Source organism: Massilia sp. PAMC28688 (assembly GCF_019443445.1).
GTDB lineage: Bacteria > Pseudomonadota > Gammaproteobacteria > Burkholderiales > Burkholderiaceae_D > Telluria_A.
In genome coordinates, this window is sequence record NZ_CP080378.1 from 2,460,023 (window position 1) to 2,476,522 (window position 16,500).

At 68.0% G+C, this 16,500-nt stretch carries 12 protein-coding genes; 2 read left to right on the plus strand and 10 right to left on the minus strand.

Annotated features, from left to right (window positions below; genetic code table 11):
* The first annotated feature begins 105 nt into the window (after positions 1–105).
* The gene (locus KY495_RS11105) at positions 106–1,593 is read left to right on the plus strand and encodes an aldehyde dehydrogenase (RefSeq protein ID WP_219884210.1); all 1,488 of its coding nucleotides are present in this window, start codon (positions 106–108) and stop codon (positions 1,591–1,593) included.
* 13 nt (positions 1,594–1,606) lie between these two features.
* Here KY495_RS11105 and dhbA read toward each other — a convergent pair whose 3' ends face one another.
* Genes dhbA through KY495_RS11155 form a run of 10 tightly spaced genes read right to left on the minus strand, consistent with a single transcriptional unit; the run spans position 1,607 to position 14,392 of the window.
* Positions 1,607–2,353, minus strand: coding sequence for a 2,3-dihydro-2,3-dihydroxybenzoate dehydrogenase (dhbA, locus tag KY495_RS11110; RefSeq protein WP_219883684.1), 747 nt, complete (start codon positions 2,351–2,353; stop codon positions 1,607–1,609).
* Between the two features lie 13 nt (positions 2,354–2,366).
* On the minus strand, positions 2,367–3,173 hold the full coding sequence (locus KY495_RS11115; RefSeq protein WP_219883685.1) for an ABC transporter ATP-binding protein: 807 nt from the start codon (positions 3,171–3,173) through the stop codon (positions 2,367–2,369).
* Complete coding sequence (locus KY495_RS11120; RefSeq protein ID WP_219883686.1) at positions 3,170–4,222, minus strand: iron chelate uptake ABC transporter family permease subunit; 1,053 nt, start codon at positions 4,220–4,222, stop codon at positions 3,170–3,172. The genes KY495_RS11115 and KY495_RS11120 overlap by 4 nt, the downstream gene beginning before the upstream one ends.
* Positions 4,219–5,136, minus strand: coding sequence for an iron ABC transporter permease (locus KY495_RS11125; protein ID WP_219883687.1), 918 nt, complete (start codon positions 5,134–5,136; stop codon positions 4,219–4,221). The genes KY495_RS11120 and KY495_RS11125 overlap by 4 nt, the downstream gene beginning before the upstream one ends.
* Positions 5,133–6,041, minus strand: coding sequence for an ABC transporter substrate-binding protein (locus KY495_RS11130; protein WP_219883688.1), 909 nt, complete (start codon positions 6,039–6,041; stop codon positions 5,133–5,135). The genes KY495_RS11125 and KY495_RS11130 overlap by 4 nt, the downstream gene beginning before the upstream one ends.
* Entirely contained in the window at positions 6,038–6,886 is an 849-nt protein-coding gene (locus KY495_RS11135) for a siderophore-interacting protein (RefSeq protein WP_219883689.1), read from the minus strand. Before KY495_RS11135 ends, KY495_RS11130 begins: the two co-directional genes overlap by 4 nt.
* A 2-nt stretch (positions 6,887–6,888) precedes the next feature.
* Positions 6,889–10,713, minus strand: a complete 3,825-nt coding sequence (locus tag KY495_RS11140) for a non-ribosomal peptide synthetase (protein ID WP_219883690.1) — start codon at positions 10,711–10,713, stop codon at positions 6,889–6,891.
* Positions 10,714–11,580 (minus strand): isochorismatase family protein, encoded by an 867-nt coding sequence (locus tag KY495_RS11145; protein ID WP_219883691.1) that lies wholly within the window; start codon positions 11,578–11,580, stop codon positions 10,714–10,716.
* A complete protein-coding gene (locus tag KY495_RS11150) occupies positions 11,577–13,208 on the minus strand; it encodes a (2,3-dihydroxybenzoyl)adenylate synthase (protein ID WP_219883692.1) in 1,632 nt (543 codons plus the stop codon). Before KY495_RS11150 ends, KY495_RS11145 begins: the two co-directional genes overlap by 4 nt.
* Positions 13,205–14,392: an isochorismate synthase gene (locus tag KY495_RS11155; RefSeq protein WP_219883693.1), complete on the minus strand. Its 1,188-nt coding sequence runs from the start codon at positions 14,390–14,392 to the stop codon at positions 13,205–13,207. Before KY495_RS11155 ends, KY495_RS11150 begins: the two co-directional genes overlap by 4 nt.
* Positions 14,393–14,564: 172 nt before the next feature.
* Here KY495_RS11155 and KY495_RS11160 point away from each other — a divergent pair, with 172 nt between their 5' ends.
* Positions 14,565–16,493 (plus strand): TonB-dependent receptor domain-containing protein, encoded by a 1,929-nt coding sequence (locus KY495_RS11160; RefSeq protein WP_219883694.1) that lies wholly within the window; start codon positions 14,565–14,567, stop codon positions 16,491–16,493.
* The last annotated feature ends 7 nt before the right edge of the window (positions 16,494–16,500 follow it).

The following is a 16,500-nucleotide window of genomic DNA, read 5'->3' on the forward strand; positions in this document are numbered from 1 at the left end:
AGTTGGGGGATTATAGCTGTGCTTGGAAGGCGGATTGCCGAATTAGAACGAAATTATTGGTGGGCGCTGCATACTTACGACAAATTCATGAAGACGGAGGCTGTGATGGATGGCAAGCAATGGCACGAAGAGGCGCAGGCGATTACGATTGACGGGCGCGCAGTCATCAATGGCGAGCGTGTCGCCGCATGCTCTGGTGAGCAATTCGACAATATTTCACCTATCGATGGGCGCACGCTGGGTACGACCGCGCGCTGCGGCCTGGCTGATGTCGACGCGGCCGTGGCCGCCGCCCGCGCCGCCTTTGAGGACCGGCGCTGGGCCGGCCAGGCACCGGCCCAGCGCAAGCGCACCATGATCAAGTTCGCCGACGCCATAATGGCGCACAAGGACGAACTGGCACTGCTTGAAACGCTGGATATGGGCAAGCCGATCAAGTACAGCCGCAGCGTGGATGTGCCGGCCGCCGCCAACTGCATCCGCTGGTATGGCGAGGCGATCGACAAGATCTACGATGAAATCGCGCCCACGGGCGATGACAGCCTGGCCATGATCACGCGCGAGCCGGTGGGCGTGGTTGCCGCCATCGTCCCGTGGAACTACCCCATGATCATGGCCGCCTGGAAGATCGCCCCGGCGCTGGCGGCGGGCAACAGCGTGGTGCTCAAGCCGTCCGAAAAGTCGCCCCTGACCGCACTGCGCCTGGCCGAAATCGCGCTCGAGGCGGGCATTCCGCCGGGCGTGTTCAACGTGGTGCCCGGCTACGGCCACGAGGCCGGCGCGGCCCTGGCGCTGCACATGGATGTGGACTGCATCGGCTTTACCGGCTCGACCAAGGTCGGAAAGCAGATCATGCAGATGGCCGGCCAGTCCAACCTTAAGCGCGCCTGGACTGAACTGGGCGGCAAGTCGGCCAACATTGTCTGCGCCGACTGTCCGGACATCGACGCCGCCGTCAGCGCGGCCATCGGCGCCATTTACTTCAACCAGGGCGAAAGCTGCAATGCCCCGTCGCGCCTGTTCGTGGAGGAGTCGATCAAGGACGCATTCATGGAAAAGGCGCTGCCGATGATGGCGCGCTATGCACCGGGCGACCCGCTGGACGAAGCGACCATCATGGGCGCCATTGTCGATGCCACGCAGATGAAAACCGTGATGGGCTATATCGAGCAGGGCAAGCAGGCCGGTGCCCGGCTCCTGTTTGGCGGCGCCGCGGCGCGCATTGATACCGGTGGCTTCTACGTGGCGCCAACCCTGTTCGACCAGGTGGACAGCTCCATGACGATTGCGTCGGAAGAGATTTTTGGCCCGGTGCTGTCGGTGCTCAGTTTTACCGACATCGATGACGCCGTGCGCCAGGCCAACGGCACGCCGTACGGGCTGCAGGCCGCGGTATGGACGCGCGACATCAGCAAGGCCATTCAGACCGCGCGCGCGCTGCGGGCGGGCACGGTGCATGTCAACCAGTACGACGGCGACGACATCACGGTGCCGTTTGGCGGCTACAAGCAGTCCGGCAATGGCCGCGACAAGTCGCTGCATGCCTTTGACAAGTACACCGAGCTCAAGACTACCTGGATCCAGATTGGCTGACGAGAGGTGACCGCTAACTGCCCAGGGTGGCACCACCGTCCACCCGCAGGTCGTGCATGGTGATGTGGCGCGCACGCTGCGACGCCAGGAAGCATACGGCGTCCGCCACATCCTGGGAACTGGCGATGCGTCCCAGCGGTATGCCAAGCCGGAAGCTGTGCGGCGAGCCGGCGATGACCTGCTGCTCGCCGTCCGGACTGCTCCAGAGCTGGCGCTGCATCGCGGTATCGGTGGAACCGGGCGAGACCACATTGCAGCGGATGCCAAATGGCGCCAGCTCCAGGCCGAGGCAGCGGGTGAACTGGGTCGATGCGGCCTTTGACGCGGCGTAAGCGGCCATCAGCTGGCGTGGCACGCTGGATGCGTTCGATGCCACCGTGACGATCACGCCGCTGCGGCGCGGCACCATGCGCTCGCCCACCGCGCGGCACAGGCGAAACACACCGCCCGCGTTCACGGCAAAGGTGCGGTCCCAGTCGGCGTCGCTCATCTCCAGCGCCGCGCCCAGGTGCAGGATGCCCGCCACGTTGACGAGGATGTCCACCGGTCCCAGCTCCTGCTCGATGCGCACCACCGCGCCATCGACGGCGCTGCTGTCGGCCACGTCCACCACCAGGGCGATGCCGCCGGGCGGCGGCTCCACTGCCTGGATGTCGAGTGCCGCTACCCGCGCACCCTGTGCGGCCAGCGATTGCGCGACCTGCGCACCGATGCCCTGGGCGGCGCCGCTCACGATCGCCACCTTTCCTGCAAATTCCATGCTGTTCTCCTGTTCAGGCCTGGTTGACGGCGTACAGGCGCGGCTGGCGCGCCACCGGCACTACCAGCGGCGCGCCATCATGTGGCGCCGCCAGAATGTCGGCCTCGATTCCATACAGATCGCGCACCAGGGCCGCCGTCACGACGGAGCCCGGGCGGCCGCTGGCGGCCACCCGTCCGCCGCGCATGGCCACCAGCGTGTCGCCGTAGCGTGCCGCCGCGCCAAGATCGTGCAGCACCATGACGACGGTGCGTCCGGCGCGCGCCAGTTGCCGCACCAGGTCCAGCACTTCCACCTGGTGCCCCAAATCCAGCATGCTGGTTGGTTCGTCCAGCAGCAGTACCGGCGTCTCCTGCGCCAGCGCCATGGCCAGCCAGCAGCGCTGGCGCTGCCCGCCCGAGAGTTGGCTCAGTGGCCTTGCCGCCAGGGCGCTGGTGCCGGTATCGCGCATGGCCTGCTGCACCGCGCGTTCGTCGTCCGCCGACCACTGGCGCAGCAGCCCCTGGTGCGGATGCCGTCCGTAGCGCACCAGGGCGGAAACGGTAATGCCTTCCGGTGTCACGGGCGCCTGCGGCAGCATGGCGATCAGGCGCGCGCTGTCGCGACCCGGCAGGGACCAGACGTTCTTGCTCCCGATCCGGATGGTTCCCGCATCCGGCCGGTGCAGCCGTGCCAGACAGCGCAGCAAGGTGGACTTGCCGCAGCCATTGGGGCCGGCGATCACGGTCACTTCGCCCGGGATGAAGCTCAGGCAAATATCGTGCAGCGCCGGGCGTGCGCCGTGGCTGGCACTGAGTTTGTCGATAGCGATGGTATTCAATGCGATTCTCCCGCGTCTGGGCTTAACAGCAGCCATAACATGAAGGGGCCTCCCAGCAGATTGGAGACGACGCCAGCGGGCAGCTCGGCACCATCGAGCGCGATCCTGCCAAGCGTGTCGGCACCGGTCACCAGCACCGCGCCGGCCAGCATGGCGCTGCCCGCGGCCACGCGGCCGGCGCCGGCCAGGCGGCTGGCGACAAATGGCGCGGCCAGCGCCACGAACGCCACCGGACCGCATGCGCCCACCGCGAGGCCGGCCAGCATGCAGGCCAGCGCCAGTGCCAGCCACTGGAGGCGCGGTACCTGCGCGTCCAGCATGCAGGCCAGGTCGGAGCCGAGACGCAGCAGGTCGAGCCTGCGCACCACCAGCAGGGCCGGAGCGGACAGCACCAGCAGCGCCAGCGCCAGTGGCAGGGCCGCATCGTAGCCGCGTCCGGTCAGGCTGCCTACGCTCCATGAGTACAGCGCGCTCGCATGCATCAGTTCCTGACGCGAGAGCAGCATTTCGGTGACGGCGCGCAGCAGGCTTGCCACGCCAATTCCAATGACAAGCAGTGCCTGGATGTTGGCGCCGATGCGCGCTGCGCAAAGCAGCAGGGCGAGCGCCACCGCCGCGCCTGCGGGACCGCTCCACCATGGTCCCATCAACCCCGTTCCGGCCAGGATCAGGCCTGCGAACACGCCGAGGGTGGCGCCGTCGGCCACGCCCAGGGCATCGGGCGTGGCGAGGCGGTTGCGGCATGCGGCTTGTACCAGCGCCCCGGCCAGGCCCAGCGCGCACCCTGCTGCCACGCCGGCAGCAATGCGCGGCAGGCGCAGTTCGAGTACCAGCATATGCACCCCGGCCGGCGCGGCGCCGGCCAGTGCTGCCGCCACCTGCGATGGGCCCACCCAGCCCTGTCCTGCGCCCAGGGCCAGCAGGCAGGTCAACACCAGGGTTGCCAGCAGTGCCGCAGCCACCTTGAGTGGGCGCAGTGCCACCAGCAGTGACCAGCGCCTGGCGCGCAAGGCGTACAGGCTGCCGTCAACACGGGCGAGCAGCATCATGCAAGCCTCCGCCGCGCCATCCAGATCAGCAGTGGTGCGCCAAACAATGCGGTCAGCACGCTCAGAGGGGTTTCGAAAGGCTGGGCCACCATGCGCGCGCCAAGGTCGGCCAGCAGCAACAGGGCCGCGCCCAGCGCTGCCGACCATGCGAGGCGGGCGGGAAGGGTAGCCGCGCCGCGCGCCAGGTGCGGCGCCAGCAGGCCAAGGAAGGCGATTGGGCCGGCCAGCGCGACTGCACTGGCGGTCAGCAGGGTGGTGACCAGGCCGATTCCCAGGTACAGCAGGGCCGGCCTGTGCCCAAGCGTGCGTGCGCCGTCTTCGCCAAGCAGCAGGGCCGAGAGCGGGCGCGCCAGCAGCCATGCCGCGGCCATTGCGGGCAGCACCGTCATGGCCGACCAGCGCACCATGTCGGCCGTCACGCCGGCCAGGGACCCGAGTACCCAGAATCGATACTGGTCGTAACCGGACGGCTCGCTGAGCAGGATGGCAGAACTGGCACCGTGGAAGGATGCGCTCAGGGCCAGGCCGGCGAGCACCAGCCGCAGGGGGCCGGGCGTGCGCAGGTGGGCGATGGACAGGACGCAGGCACTGCCGACGGCCGCACCCAGGAACGACCAGAGCAGGTAGCCCGGGCCGGCCGCGGCCCCGGCCCAGGCAATGCCTGTCACGACGCCGAACGCGGCGCCGGCATTCACGCCCAGCAGACCCGGCTCGGCCAGTTCGTTGCGGGTCATCGTCTGCATCAGCAGTCCGGCCGCACCGAGGGCGGCACCGGCCACCACCGCCGCGACGGTGCGGGGCGTGCGTAGCGCAAGCAGCAGGTCTCCGTTTTCCCCTGCCAGCGAACCGCCGGGCCCGAGCAGCATCGATGCCGCGCCAAGGGACAGCAGCGCGAAAGCGAGCAGCGTCCTCATGGCTGCAGCATCGCCTTTTCAATATCGGCAAGGATGGCATTGGCCGCGAGCGGCCCGCCAGGCCCTGTCCACAGGCTGCCGTCGACCGCGCGCATGTGCCCTTGCTTCACAGCGCCCAGGCGCCCGAATGCAGGATTGACGGCGGCAGCCTGCATGGCGCGACTGGCCGCACCTGCGCCATCGAGCGTGCCCACGAACAGCCAGTCGCCATCGATCAGGGAGAGTGACTCCATGCTCAGGGGCGGCGAATGCGCTGCTCCCGGCTGTTGCTGGCTGGCCGGGCGGCGCAGCTGCAAGTCAGCCAGCACCAGGCTGGCAAAGGAGTCACGCAGCATGTAGGCCGGGCCTTGCGGGTTCCAGCGCACCACGCTGACCGATGCGGAGGTCTGACCTTGCAGCCGTGCGCGCAGCGCCGCTGCACGGCGCTGGTAGCCGGCCAGCACCGCGTCGCCCTGGGTGCTTTTGCCCACGGCACCGGCCACGCGCCTGAAGGCGCCCTGCCAGTGGTCGCCCGGCCGGTAGGTCACCACCGTAGGCGCGATCCTGGACAGCCGCGCCAGCAGCGCAGGATCGGGAATGCCGCCCGCCAGAATCAGGTCGGGCTGCAGGGCCAGCGCCAGCTCCGGAACCGGACTGGCAAAATTGCCGACGCTTGGGATGGCGGCTGCAGCCTTGCCCAGGTAGCGCGGCATGGCCTGCTGCCCGCGCCCGCGGGTGGCGCCCGCCGGCTTCACGCCAAGGGCCAGCAAAGCATCCAGGTCCAGCTCCGACATGGCCAGCACCCTGCGCGGCGCTGACGGCACGCTGACCTGGCGGCCGGCAGCGTCGGTGATGATGCGCTCTGCCGCCAGTGCCGTGCCGGCCTGCATCAACAGCGCAAAGATAAACAATCGCAGCGTCTTCATGCCCGCGCCTCCATATTGTCTTCCTCTTCAAAGCGATCCATGATGCGGTGCCGCTCCGCGTGATAGGCCTCCTCGGTGTGCTGGTCCTTCCAGTACGGGACAGCGTATAGCGCTACCGGGTCCAGGCCACGTTCGTGCAGCAGATGCTCGCGCAGCGCAATGACCTGGTGGCTCTCGCCGGCCAGCGTGACCGATATCGCGCCTGCCGGCCAGCCAAGCTTGCGCGCGGCGTCGAGCAGGCGCGTGCTGGCGCCCGGCCGCACCTTGCCGCGCACCAGCCAATGCAGGCGGATATGTGGCGGGCAGTGCAGAATCCGGATTTCGCCGGCATCGGGCACTTCAACAAAGGCGTTGCCGGTGGCCGTGACAGGCAGGCTGGCCAGCACTGCGGCAATCACCGGCAGTGCGCTGGGGTCCCCAAACAGCAGGAAATGTGACGCGTGCGGGTCAAAGCGGCGCGGTCCGCCCGGGCCGGCAATACCGATCGCGTCGCCGGTCCTGGCGCGCAGGGCCCAGCTTGACGCCGGCCCCGGCTCCTCGTGCAGCACAAAATCGACACTCAGTTCGCCGCGCGCGCTGTCGTACGCGCTCACGGTGTAGGTGCGTGCGATTGGCCGCACATTCGCCGGCGGCCATACCGGTCCGTCCGGCCCCAGGGTGGGCAGCACGGGTTCGGTCTGTCCGGGGCGCGGCAGCAGCAGCTTGATATGGCCGCCTGCGCACTGCTCGGGAAATCCATCAAGTTCGGGTCCGGAGAGGACCACCCGCCGCATCAATGGGCTCAATTGCTCGGTGCGCCGCACGCGCAGCATGCGCGGCGGCGTTCGTTTCGGTGTGGTTGTCATGGTCAGGGGGTCGGTTGATGTGCAAGCCGCTGGGCCAGCGTGCGGCCAATGTGGGCAAGGGGCGCCGGGCGACTCATGGTGTTGTGCGAGCATGCGACATCGATCCTGTCGATGCGGCCGCCCACGTAGGGGGCCCAGCCACGCCAGTCGGGGGCATCGGGGCCGCGCTCGGCGGCATGGAAGAACAGCAGGTCGCCATCGTAGCGGCCGTGGCGCAAACGGCGGTACAGCTGCATGGTGTGCAGTGCCGTTTCCGTCATGCGGGCAAGCTGCGCGTCACTGGCGCCGGCCAGGGTGCTGCCACGGTGGCGAAGCCGCGCCAGCATGGCGTCGCGCGCCAGCGGATTTCCGGCTTCGTCGACGGCGTCGGCGCCGATCACGTCAAGGATCGCCAGCAGCGCATCGCGTTCGCCCGCGGGCGGCTTGCCGTGCCAGATATCGCTGGGGTAGGCATCCATCATGGCCAGCAGGCCCACGCTCTCGCCTTGCGCGCGCAGGCGCACGGCCAGTTCATGCGCGAGGCCCCCGCCTGAGGACCAGCCAAGCAGGTAATACGGTCCTGTTGCCTGTGTGCGCCGGATGGTGGCCAGGTAGTCCTCCACCATGGCCTGGATGTCACGCGGGAGCGCTGCGCTCAGGCCCCGCGCCTGCAGGCCATGGATGGCCATATGCGGCAAGTGGCGCGACAAGCCGAGGTAGCACCAGGCCAGTCCTTCCGCGGGATGGATGCAGAACAGCGCCGGGCCCGCGCCTTTCTGGATCTCCAGTAGATGGGCAAATTCGCTGCTGCCTGCTGGCGGTGCGTGGCCCGACAGTGCGCCCAGCGCCTGCGCCAGGGCCGCGACCGTCGCGTGCCGGAACAGCGATGACACCGGCACCTCGCGCTGCAGGGCCACGCCCAGCCGGTTGGCGACCTGGATCGCCGTGAGCGAAGTGCCGCCAAGGGCGAAAAAGTCGTCGTCTGGCTCGACGGCGTGCACGCCAAGCGCCTCGGCCCAGATCCGGGCCACGGTCGCTTGCAGCGATGCTCCGGCTGGAATCTCGGGCGCCTGCCGGCCAGCCTCCATCCGCAGGGCCGCCCGATCAATCTTGCCATTGTGATTGCGCGGTAGCGCAGTCTGTTGCAGGAAGGTGGCGGGAATGGCGGCCGGTGCCAGGCGTTCGGCCAGGAATGCACGCAGCGCGGCGGTGCGCAGATTCAGTTGCGGGGCGATGAAGGCGGCCAGCTGCCTGTCACCGGCGCTCACCACGGCCGCCTCGCGCACGCCGGGAAAGGCCAGCAGTGCCTCCTCGATCTCCAGCGGGTCAATGCGCTGGCCACTGATCTTCAGTTCACCATCGAGCCGCCCCAGGTAGCACAGCTGCCCATCTTCGCCCAACACTACGCGGTCGCCGCTGCGGTAAGCACGCGCGCCGGTAAGTGCAGCGAGGGTGATGAAGCGCTGCGCCGTCAGCTCGGGACGGCCCAGGTAGCCGCGCGCCAGTTGCGGTCCGCTCAGGCACAGCTCTCCCTCCTGGCCGGCAGGAACGGGGCGCATGTGCCGGTCCACTACTGCGATGCCGATACCACCGAGCGGCCTGCCGATCGGCGGCGCTCCGTCAGTGTCGGTAAGCGCCGCCGTGGTGCAGATCACCGTTGTCTCGGTGGGGCCGTAGGTATTGAGCAGGGTTGCATGCGGCGCCGCCCGCAGCCACTGGCGTACGCGGGCGGCCTGCGCGGCCTCGCCGCCAATGATCACCAGCCGCACGCAGGCGGGGAGAGCCGCCTGCGATTGGCCCACGCAAAACGCCAGCTCATGCCAGAACGCGGTTGGCAGGTCCAGGATGCTGATGCGGCGTTCGGCGCACGCGACCAGGAAGGCCGGCAATGAGTCCATCATCGCCTTATTGCGCAGCACCACCGTGGCACCGGCGCACAGGGGAAGGTAAATCTCCTCAATGCTGGCATCGAAATGCAGCGGTGCGAACTGCAGCATGCGGTCGCCTGCGCTGATGGCATAGCGGGCACTGGCGGCGGCGACGAACTGCGCCAGCGAAGCACGCTCGATCATGACGCCGTTCGGCCGTCCTGTCGACCCCGAGGTATAAATGACGTAGGCCAGTGCGCTCTCGGCAACCGGCGCGGGCACCGGCATGGGGGCGGCGGCGGGCGCCGGCTGGTCAAGGCAGAATACCGGTATCTTGCCGGCCAGAGCCGCATGCTGGACCAGCGTGATGACCAGCTGCGGCGTACTGTCCTTCAGTACGCCTTGCAGGCGCACGGCAGGCCCGCCCGGATCGAGCGGGATGTAGCCGCCGCCTGCCCACAGCACTGCCAGCATGGCGACAATGGTGCGCGGCTCGCGCGGCAGCAGCAAGGCGACGCGGCTTTCCTCGGTGATACCGGCGGCGCGCAGCCTGCCGGCCAGGGACTGCACCTGATGCAGAAGGCCTGCGTAGCAGATTGTTTCGCCGTCCTGTTCAAGCGCGGGGACCTCGGGCGTGGCCAAGGCATGGCGCTGCAGGAGGGTGAGGACCGGCTGCGGCGCCAGCGCGGGCGCCACAGGTTCGATCACGGCCAGCTTGTGCTGGCCCAGAACCTGGGCAATTGGTGCGTGCGGCGCATCCGCCAATGCCTGCAAGCCTTGCATCAGCCGGCTGTGAAGCGCCTGCACACGGGCGTGCGCGTAGGCTTCACCATTGGCCTCCAGGTCGCAGCGCATGCCGCCCGGGTGTGGTGCAATCGTGATCGACAGGTCTTCCACCGGCCCCGCTGCAAGCGGATGGCTGCGCGCGGCCAGGGACCCAAAGGCGAGCGGCCGGTCAAACGGCATCAGATTGACGACGGCGCCGAACAGTCGGCGGCGGCCACCGGCCATGCCAAGTTGCGCCTTCAGGTGTTCGTAGCGGTAGCGCTGGTGCGGGCGCACTGCGCGCATTTCCGCCGCGGCCAGCTGGGCCAGCGACACAAGGCTGGTGGCGGGATCAACGCACAGGCGCAGCGGTACGATATTCATCGCCATGCATGGAACGGTCAGGCTGCGCGAGCCCAGGCGCGACATGACCGGCAGGCCCAGTACCAGTTCGCGGGCGCCGCTTTCACGGTGCAGCCACGCCGCGCAGGCGGCCACCATCAGCGACGGCCAGTCGGTCCCGGTGGCGGTGACCAGTCCCAGCCAGTCGTGGCTGCATTGCCCGCGGACCCGCGCCACGTGGCGGGCCGCGGGCGTGGCCGGCGCCAGCAGCGCAGGCAGGCTGCCAGCCATGCGGGCGCACCAGAACTGCCGATCGGCTTCGCAGGCTGGGGAGGCATGGTATTGCGCGTCTTCTTCCACCACCGGCGCCAGCGCGCAGAGCCGGGCGGGCGGCAGGGCGCCGTTGGCGGTGATGGACGAATACAGCGCGGCCACGCGCGCCGCCAGCAGCGTGTAGCCAAAGCCGTCGAGTGCAATGTGATGCACGCGCAGGTACCACAGTGTGCGCTGCGGGCCGACGGTAATCAGGGCGCTGGCGAAAAGCGGGCCGTGGGCCAGGTCCGGCACATGCTGCAGGTCGCTGTTCATCCAGCACCGGGCGGCCGCTTGGTCCAGCCGCAGCCGGGCCAGGGACCATTCCTGCGGGTGCAGGGCCTGCCATATGTTTTCCCCTTCGGCCCGGTAGCGTTGGTGCAGTGCGTCGCATTCGCTAACAGCCTGGCATAGCGCGGCTTCAAACGCCGCGTCGTCAAGTGCGCCGCGCAGTTCGACCACCTCCGCAGTCCAGTAAGCGGGACTGTGTGGATCGAGCTGTTGCCCCAGCCAGATACCTTGCTGCGCTGCCGTCAATGGCTGCCGCTGTGCTGTGACCATTCAATCCACCTCCGTCTGCGCGCCCAGCATGTCCCACCACTGCTGCAGTGTAGGCTGCTGCGCCAGTTCGACAAATGAGGTTTCGGCGCCAGCGCGGCGCCAGCGTTCCACCAGGCTCATTAGCCGGATGGAATCGAGCCCCGCCTCCATCAGGTTGTCGTCAAATGCCAGTTCCATGGCCGGCAAATGCAGCACGGCCGCTACTGCTGCGCGCAGCGCCTCCGCGCTGGCGGGCAGGGTCTGCAGCGCTTCGACGGCCTGCGCGGCGCTCAGCACCACGCCACAGCGCTGGGACACGTAGTCAAGTGCCATTGCGTGCTGCTGCGCCGAGAAGTCACCCAGCGCGTCGCCCACCAGGAATGGCTGGATGTCGTGCATGAATGCGTCGGCCGCTGTCATCATGCAGCCGATATGCGCGTATACGCCACAGATGATGAGCTGGTCGCGGCCCTGTGTGCGCATGCGCTGCAGCAGGTCGCTGTGGACAAAGGCGCTATAGCGCCACTTGACCAGAACCGTGTCATGCGCACGCGGCGCAAGCGTCGCCGCCACCGCTGCGCGCTGCGGCTGCGCCGTCAACCCGGGGCCCCACCAGTCATTGAGCAGGCCACGCTCCGCTGTCGTCTGGACGGCCGGCTGTGCGGTGTAGACCACCGGGATGCCGGCCGCGTCGCAGGCGTCGCGCAGGCGCCGCACCTGCGCCAGCAACTGCGGCACCGGTGCGGCGCTGGCGTCGTAAAAGTCGAGAAAGTATTCCTGCATGTCGTGGATCAGCAGCACCGCGCGGGCGGCATCCGGTCGCCAGCTTACGCGGCTTTCCGGCATGGCCGCAGGCATGGGATAGGGGGCGATCTTTGGAATGGTCATGGTGTCGTCGGGAAGCTGTTGATGCGCTGGTTGATCAATTCGCGCAGCAGGCGCTTATCCACCTTGCCCACGCCGGTTGTAGGGAACTGCGATATGAACTCGATCCGGTCCGGGATTTTGTAGGCGGCCAGTCCGCGCTGGCGCAGGAAGGCGGCCAGCTCGCGCGCCCGGGGCGGGGCGCCGCGCGCAATCACCCAGGCGCAGCTGCGTTCACCCAGGTAGCCATCCTGCATGGCTACCAGTGCCGCGTCGTGCACGGCAGGGTGTGCCAGGAGATGGTTCTCCACTTCCTCGGCTGCGATCTTCTCGCCGCCGCGATTGATCTGGTCTTTGGCCCGCCCTTCCACCACCAGGTGGCCAGTGGGCAGTTGGCGCACCACGTCGCCGGTGCGGTAGAAGCCGTCGGCAGTAAAGGCGCGTGCGTTGTGTTCCGGCGCTTTGTAGTAGCCGCGGATGGTGTACGGGCCGCGGGTCTGCAGATGCCCCGGTGTACCCGGTGGAACGGCGAGGTCGCCATCATCCACAATCCGGATTTCGTCATCCGGCGACATTGGCCGGCCCTGGGTGGCGTGCACCACTTCGAAAGGATCGTCGTGCCGCGTATAGTTGACCAGGCCCTCGGCCATGCCGAATACCTGCTGCAGCGCGCAGCCAAGCACCGGACCCACCCGGGCCGCACCTTCGGCCGGCAGCCTGGCGCCGCCCACCTGCAGCAGCGCCAGGCTGTCAAGATCGTGGCGGCGCGCCTGTGCGGCGTCCAGCCACGCCATGGCCAGCGGCGGCACCAGCGCGGTCATGGTGACCTGTTCGGCTTCGACAAGGGCAAACGCATGGTCCGGATTGGCCTGGGTCGCCAGCACCACGCAGCCGCCGGCGTGAAAGACGCCCAGCGTGCCCGGTGAACTCAGTGGGAAGTTATGCGCGACCGGCAGCGCGCACAGGTACACGGTATGCTGGTCGAGCCGGCAGATAGCGGCGCTGGCGCGCACGCTGTATAAATAGTCGTCGTGCGTGCGCGCTATGAGCTTGGGCAGGCCGGTGCTGCCGCCCGAGAGCTGCAGCAAGGCCACCTCGCCTGCGGCGGGACAGGGAAAGCGGCGTGGCGAATCATACAGGTCATCGAGCCGGATGAATTCGGCGGCGCTACCGGCGACGATCACATGCTGCAAGGCGGGCGACTGCGCCCGCACGTCCCGTGCCAGGGCGCGATAATCAAAGCCCCCGGCCAGGTCGGCAATCACGTAAGCGCGGGCGGCCGTCAGTTCGCAGAAGTAGCCAATCTCGGCGCGCCGGTGCGCCGGCAGGGCCAGTACCGGAATCGCGCCAATGCGAAACAACGCGAAGCAGACGGCAAAGAATTCGGCCACATTCGGCAACTGCACCACCACCCGGTCGCGCGCCAGGATGCCAAGACGGGCCAGGCCGGCCGCCAGGCTGTCGCTGCGCCGGTCAAGGTCGGCGTAGGTCCAGCGCCGCTCGCCGCATACCAGCGCCACGCGTGCCGGATACTGCGCGGCGCGTGCGCGCAGCATGGCCCCCAGGCTTTCGCCAGCCCAGTATCCCTTGGCGCGGTACAGCGCCGCCATGTCGTCCGGCCACGGGGTGAAGCCGTCCAGGCAGGCCGTCATTGCATGGTCTCCAGGACCGATTCCAGTCCCATGGCTGCCAGCATGGTGCGCAGCTTGCCTGACGTTTCGAGCAGTTCGTCTTCCGCCACGGAGCCGTCCACGATGCCGGCTCCCGCGTAGAGCGTCGCATCATGCTCGCCCACTTCGGCGCAGCGCAGCGTGACGGCCCATTCGCCGTCGCCGCTGGTGTCGCACCAGCCAACCAGGCCGGCGAAGTAGCCGCGCTCGAAGCCCTCCACATCGCCAATGAAGCGGCGCGCCTGCTGCAACGGATGGCCACAGACGGCGGGCGTGGGATGCAATGCCAGCGCCAGTTCCAGGGAGGAGCAGGCGGGATCGGCGAGTTCAGCTTTCACTTCTGTCCCAAGGTGCCACATGGTTGGCGTGGATAGCAGCGATGGCCGTGGCGGCACCCACACCTGGCGGGCGAACGGGCGCAGCGAGTCGGCCACTGCGGCCACCACCAGCTCGTGCTCATGCAGGTCCTTGGCCGATTCGAGCAGGGCCGCGCCGCGCCGCCGGTCTTCCCGCGGGTCGCTGCTGCGCGGGACCGATCCGGCCAGGGGATGGGACAGCAGCTGGCGTCCGCGCCGCGACAGCAGCAGCTCGGGACTGGCGCCAATCAAGGTGCGGCGCGGCGCCGGCGCGTCGACCAGGTCTATGGCAAAGGTATAGCCGCGGCTATTGCGGGCGGCCAGGCGTTGCAGCAGCCCTGCCAGGTCGACCTGGACGTTGAGCGACAGTGAGCGCGACAGCACCACCTTTTCCAGGCCCGTGGCACGGATGCAGGCCAGTGCCCGCTCGACGTTGGCGCGGTAGGCGTCCGGTGACGGCCGGGCATGCACTGCATGGGGTTTGCGCCGGTGCGCTGCCGGTGGCGCGTGCCCTGTCGCCAGGGCCGGCCCGACCGATATCTGCTCCGGCACGAACAGCCGCGCCGGCGCCGCCGCATCGAATGGCACTGCGCCCATGATCACATCACCGGGACCGCCCGCGTCGCGCAGCATGGCCAGTGCATCACCGGCAAGCCGCCCTGCCGTGCATGGCGGCAGCAGCGCCTTGGCGCCACGGGCGGCCAGTACTGCGCGCGGCGAGGCAAACAGGCTCGCGCCGGGCCGGTACTGGCGGGTCGGGTGTTCCGCTGCCCAGGGCTGGGGCGGCAGGTGATGCAAACGCTTGTTCATGGTGGCCTCTCGAAGAAATGAACATCTGGGCAAGAGTGCCGAATAGTAAACAGAATAAGAATCATTCGCAATAGCAAACGCAAATAATAATGAGATTGATTCGCATTTAGATCGGTGCTAGGATAATTTTAGAACAGCATTTCAACCTTATTAACATCGTCTGAAAGTTTTCATGCCCCAGATCATCAGCAAACCCGCCCGCAGGCGCCTTGTTGCGGCGTTCTCGCTCCTGTCCTTTGGCGCTGCCAGTGCCGGCGCGGGGGACACCCAGCTTGCCCCGATTACAGTCACCGCACAGCGCGGGTCCGAAACCACCAGCGTCAGCGCTGACCGCATTGAGGCCGAGCAGGCCGTGAGCCTGCAGGACCTGTTCAAGCAAACGCCGGAAGTGAGCATCGGCGGGGGCGGCCTGCCGGCGGCGCAAAAGCTGTATGTGCGCGGTCTGGGCGAGCGCATGCTGGCAGTGAGCATCGACGGGGCCGCCCAAGCGGAAGCGGCCTATCATCACGCCGGGCAGGTCATGATCGAACCGGATCTGTTGAAGCGCGTCGAGATGGAGGCCGGCACGGCCGCGGTGACGGCCGGTCCGGGCGCCTTGGCCGGCGCGCTGCGTTTCACCACCAAGGGCGCACTGGACCTGCTGCGTCCGGGCGAACGGGCCGGCGCCCTGGTCAAGGCCAGCTACTTCGACGCCAGTGACGGCGCCAAGACCGGCGTGAGCGTGTTTGGACGCATTGGCAACGCCAGCGCCATTGTGCTTAGCCACACTCAGTACAACAGCGGCGACTACAAGGACGGCAGGCGCGCGCTGGTGGCCCACACCGCCTCCGACAGCCGCTCGCGCTTTGTAAAGTTCACGACCGGCACCGGTGCCCATCAGCTGGCGCTGGCATGGGAAGATAATCTTGATGAAGGCCTGCGCAACAAGCGCACCAACCTGGTCGCCGCCGGCATCAATGGACCGCAGCGCCAAAAAATGGAACGCGCCTCTGCCACCGTCAACTACCGTTATGCACCGGGCGGGCGGCTGGTGGACCTGCAGGTCAGCGCCTACGACAACGAGAACGCGGCGCTGCTGGGTGTGGACAGCCCGCAAGGCGAGCATGACGGCACCCGCACCCGCGGCGCCGATGTGCTGAACGTGTCGCGGGTCGCCGGGCACAAGCTCAGTTACGGTGTGAATTATCGCCACGATACCGGCTTCGCCAACGTGGCCGGGGTGGCCCTGGATGACGAAAAGGCGAGCGTCGCCGGCGTGTTCCTGCATGACGATCTGGCCCTGGGCGAGCATTGGGCCGTTGGGCTGGGCGCGCGCTACGACCGCTATCGGTATACCGGCATGGAAGGCCGCCGCTACGCCTCGTCGGCCGCGTCGCCCGGCGCCAGCCTGACCTGGATGTCAGGCGAAGCATTGAGCATCCGGCTCGGGCATGCACGCGCGCTGCGCGGCGTGGGCGTGATCGAACCCTTTCTCAAGGCGCTTCAGGAAAACGCGCCTGACCTGCAGCCGGAAAAGGCCGCCAACACCGATCTGGCCATGCAGTGGCGCCGCGGCGCATGGTTCGCCAATGCCACGCTATTCAGCCAGAAGATCGACAACTACATCGGCTACGACTCCATGCGCGAAAACCTGGGCCAGGTGCGCACGCGCGGCTACAGCGCCGATGCCGGTGTCGAAGCGCCGCACTGGCGTGCCAGCATCGGCATGGCGCATGCAAGGCCGCGCCTGAACGGCAGACCGCTGTCGAGCGGCGACGCCTTCCTGCTCGGGAATGCCTCCGGCCGCACCTGGGTGGTGCAGATCGACCGCGCCTTTCCCATGCGTCATCTGAAGCTGGGCTGGACCACGCGCGCCATTGAACGCCTGGACCATGTGCCATCGGGGAGCGCGTCCAAGCCCGGCTACGCCATCCATGACGCATACGCCAGCTGGCTGCTGACCGGCGACGAGCGCCTCAGTGTGACGCTGACAATCAATAACCTGGCCGACAAGTTCTACTACGATCACAGCAGCTTTGGCTTCCATCCACGCTGGGGCAGCGTGGCCGCCTTGCCTGAGATTGGCCGCAACGTGCGCCTGACCCTGGCCTCGCGCTTTTGACGGAGCC

What these genes read in the sequence shown, in the direction of transcription:
- KY495_RS11105 (WP_219884210.1), top strand. Translation starts at nt 106, where the DNA reads ATGGATGGCAAGCAATGGCACGAAGAGGCGCAGGCGATTACGATTGAC.
- dhbA (WP_219883684.1), bottom strand. Translation starts at nt 2,353, where the DNA reads ATGGAATTTGCAGGAAAGGTGGCGATCGTGAGCGGCGCCGCCCAGGGC.
- KY495_RS11140 (WP_219883690.1), bottom strand. Translation starts at nt 10,713, where the DNA reads ATGGTCACAGCACAGCGGCAGCCATTGACGGCAGCGCAGCAAGGTATC.
- KY495_RS11135 (WP_219883689.1), bottom strand. Translation starts at nt 6,886, where the DNA reads ATGACAACCACACCGAAACGAACGCCGCCGCGCATGCTGCGCGTGCGG.
- KY495_RS11150 (WP_219883692.1), bottom strand. Translation starts at nt 13,208, where the DNA reads ATGACGGCCTGCCTGGACGGCTTCACCCCGTGGCCGGACGACATGGCG.
- KY495_RS11125 (WP_219883687.1), bottom strand. Translation starts at nt 5,136, where the DNA reads ATGAGGACGCTGCTCGCTTTCGCGCTGCTGTCCCTTGGCGCGGCATCG.
- KY495_RS11160 (WP_219883694.1), top strand. Translation starts at nt 14,565, where the DNA reads ATGCCCCAGATCATCAGCAAACCCGCCCGCAGGCGCCTTGTTGCGGCG.
- KY495_RS11155 (WP_219883693.1), bottom strand. Translation starts at nt 14,392, where the DNA reads ATGAACAAGCGTTTGCATCACCTGCCGCCCCAGCCCTGGGCAGCGGAA.
- KY495_RS11130 (WP_219883688.1), bottom strand. Translation starts at nt 6,041, where the DNA reads ATGAAGACGCTGCGATTGTTTATCTTTGCGCTGTTGATGCAGGCCGGC.
- KY495_RS11145 (WP_219883691.1), bottom strand. Translation starts at nt 11,580, where the DNA reads ATGACCATTCCAAAGATCGCCCCCTATCCCATGCCTGCGGCCATGCCG.
- KY495_RS11120 (WP_219883686.1), bottom strand. Translation starts at nt 4,222, where the DNA reads ATGATGCTGCTCGCCCGTGTTGACGGCAGCCTGTACGCCTTGCGCGCC.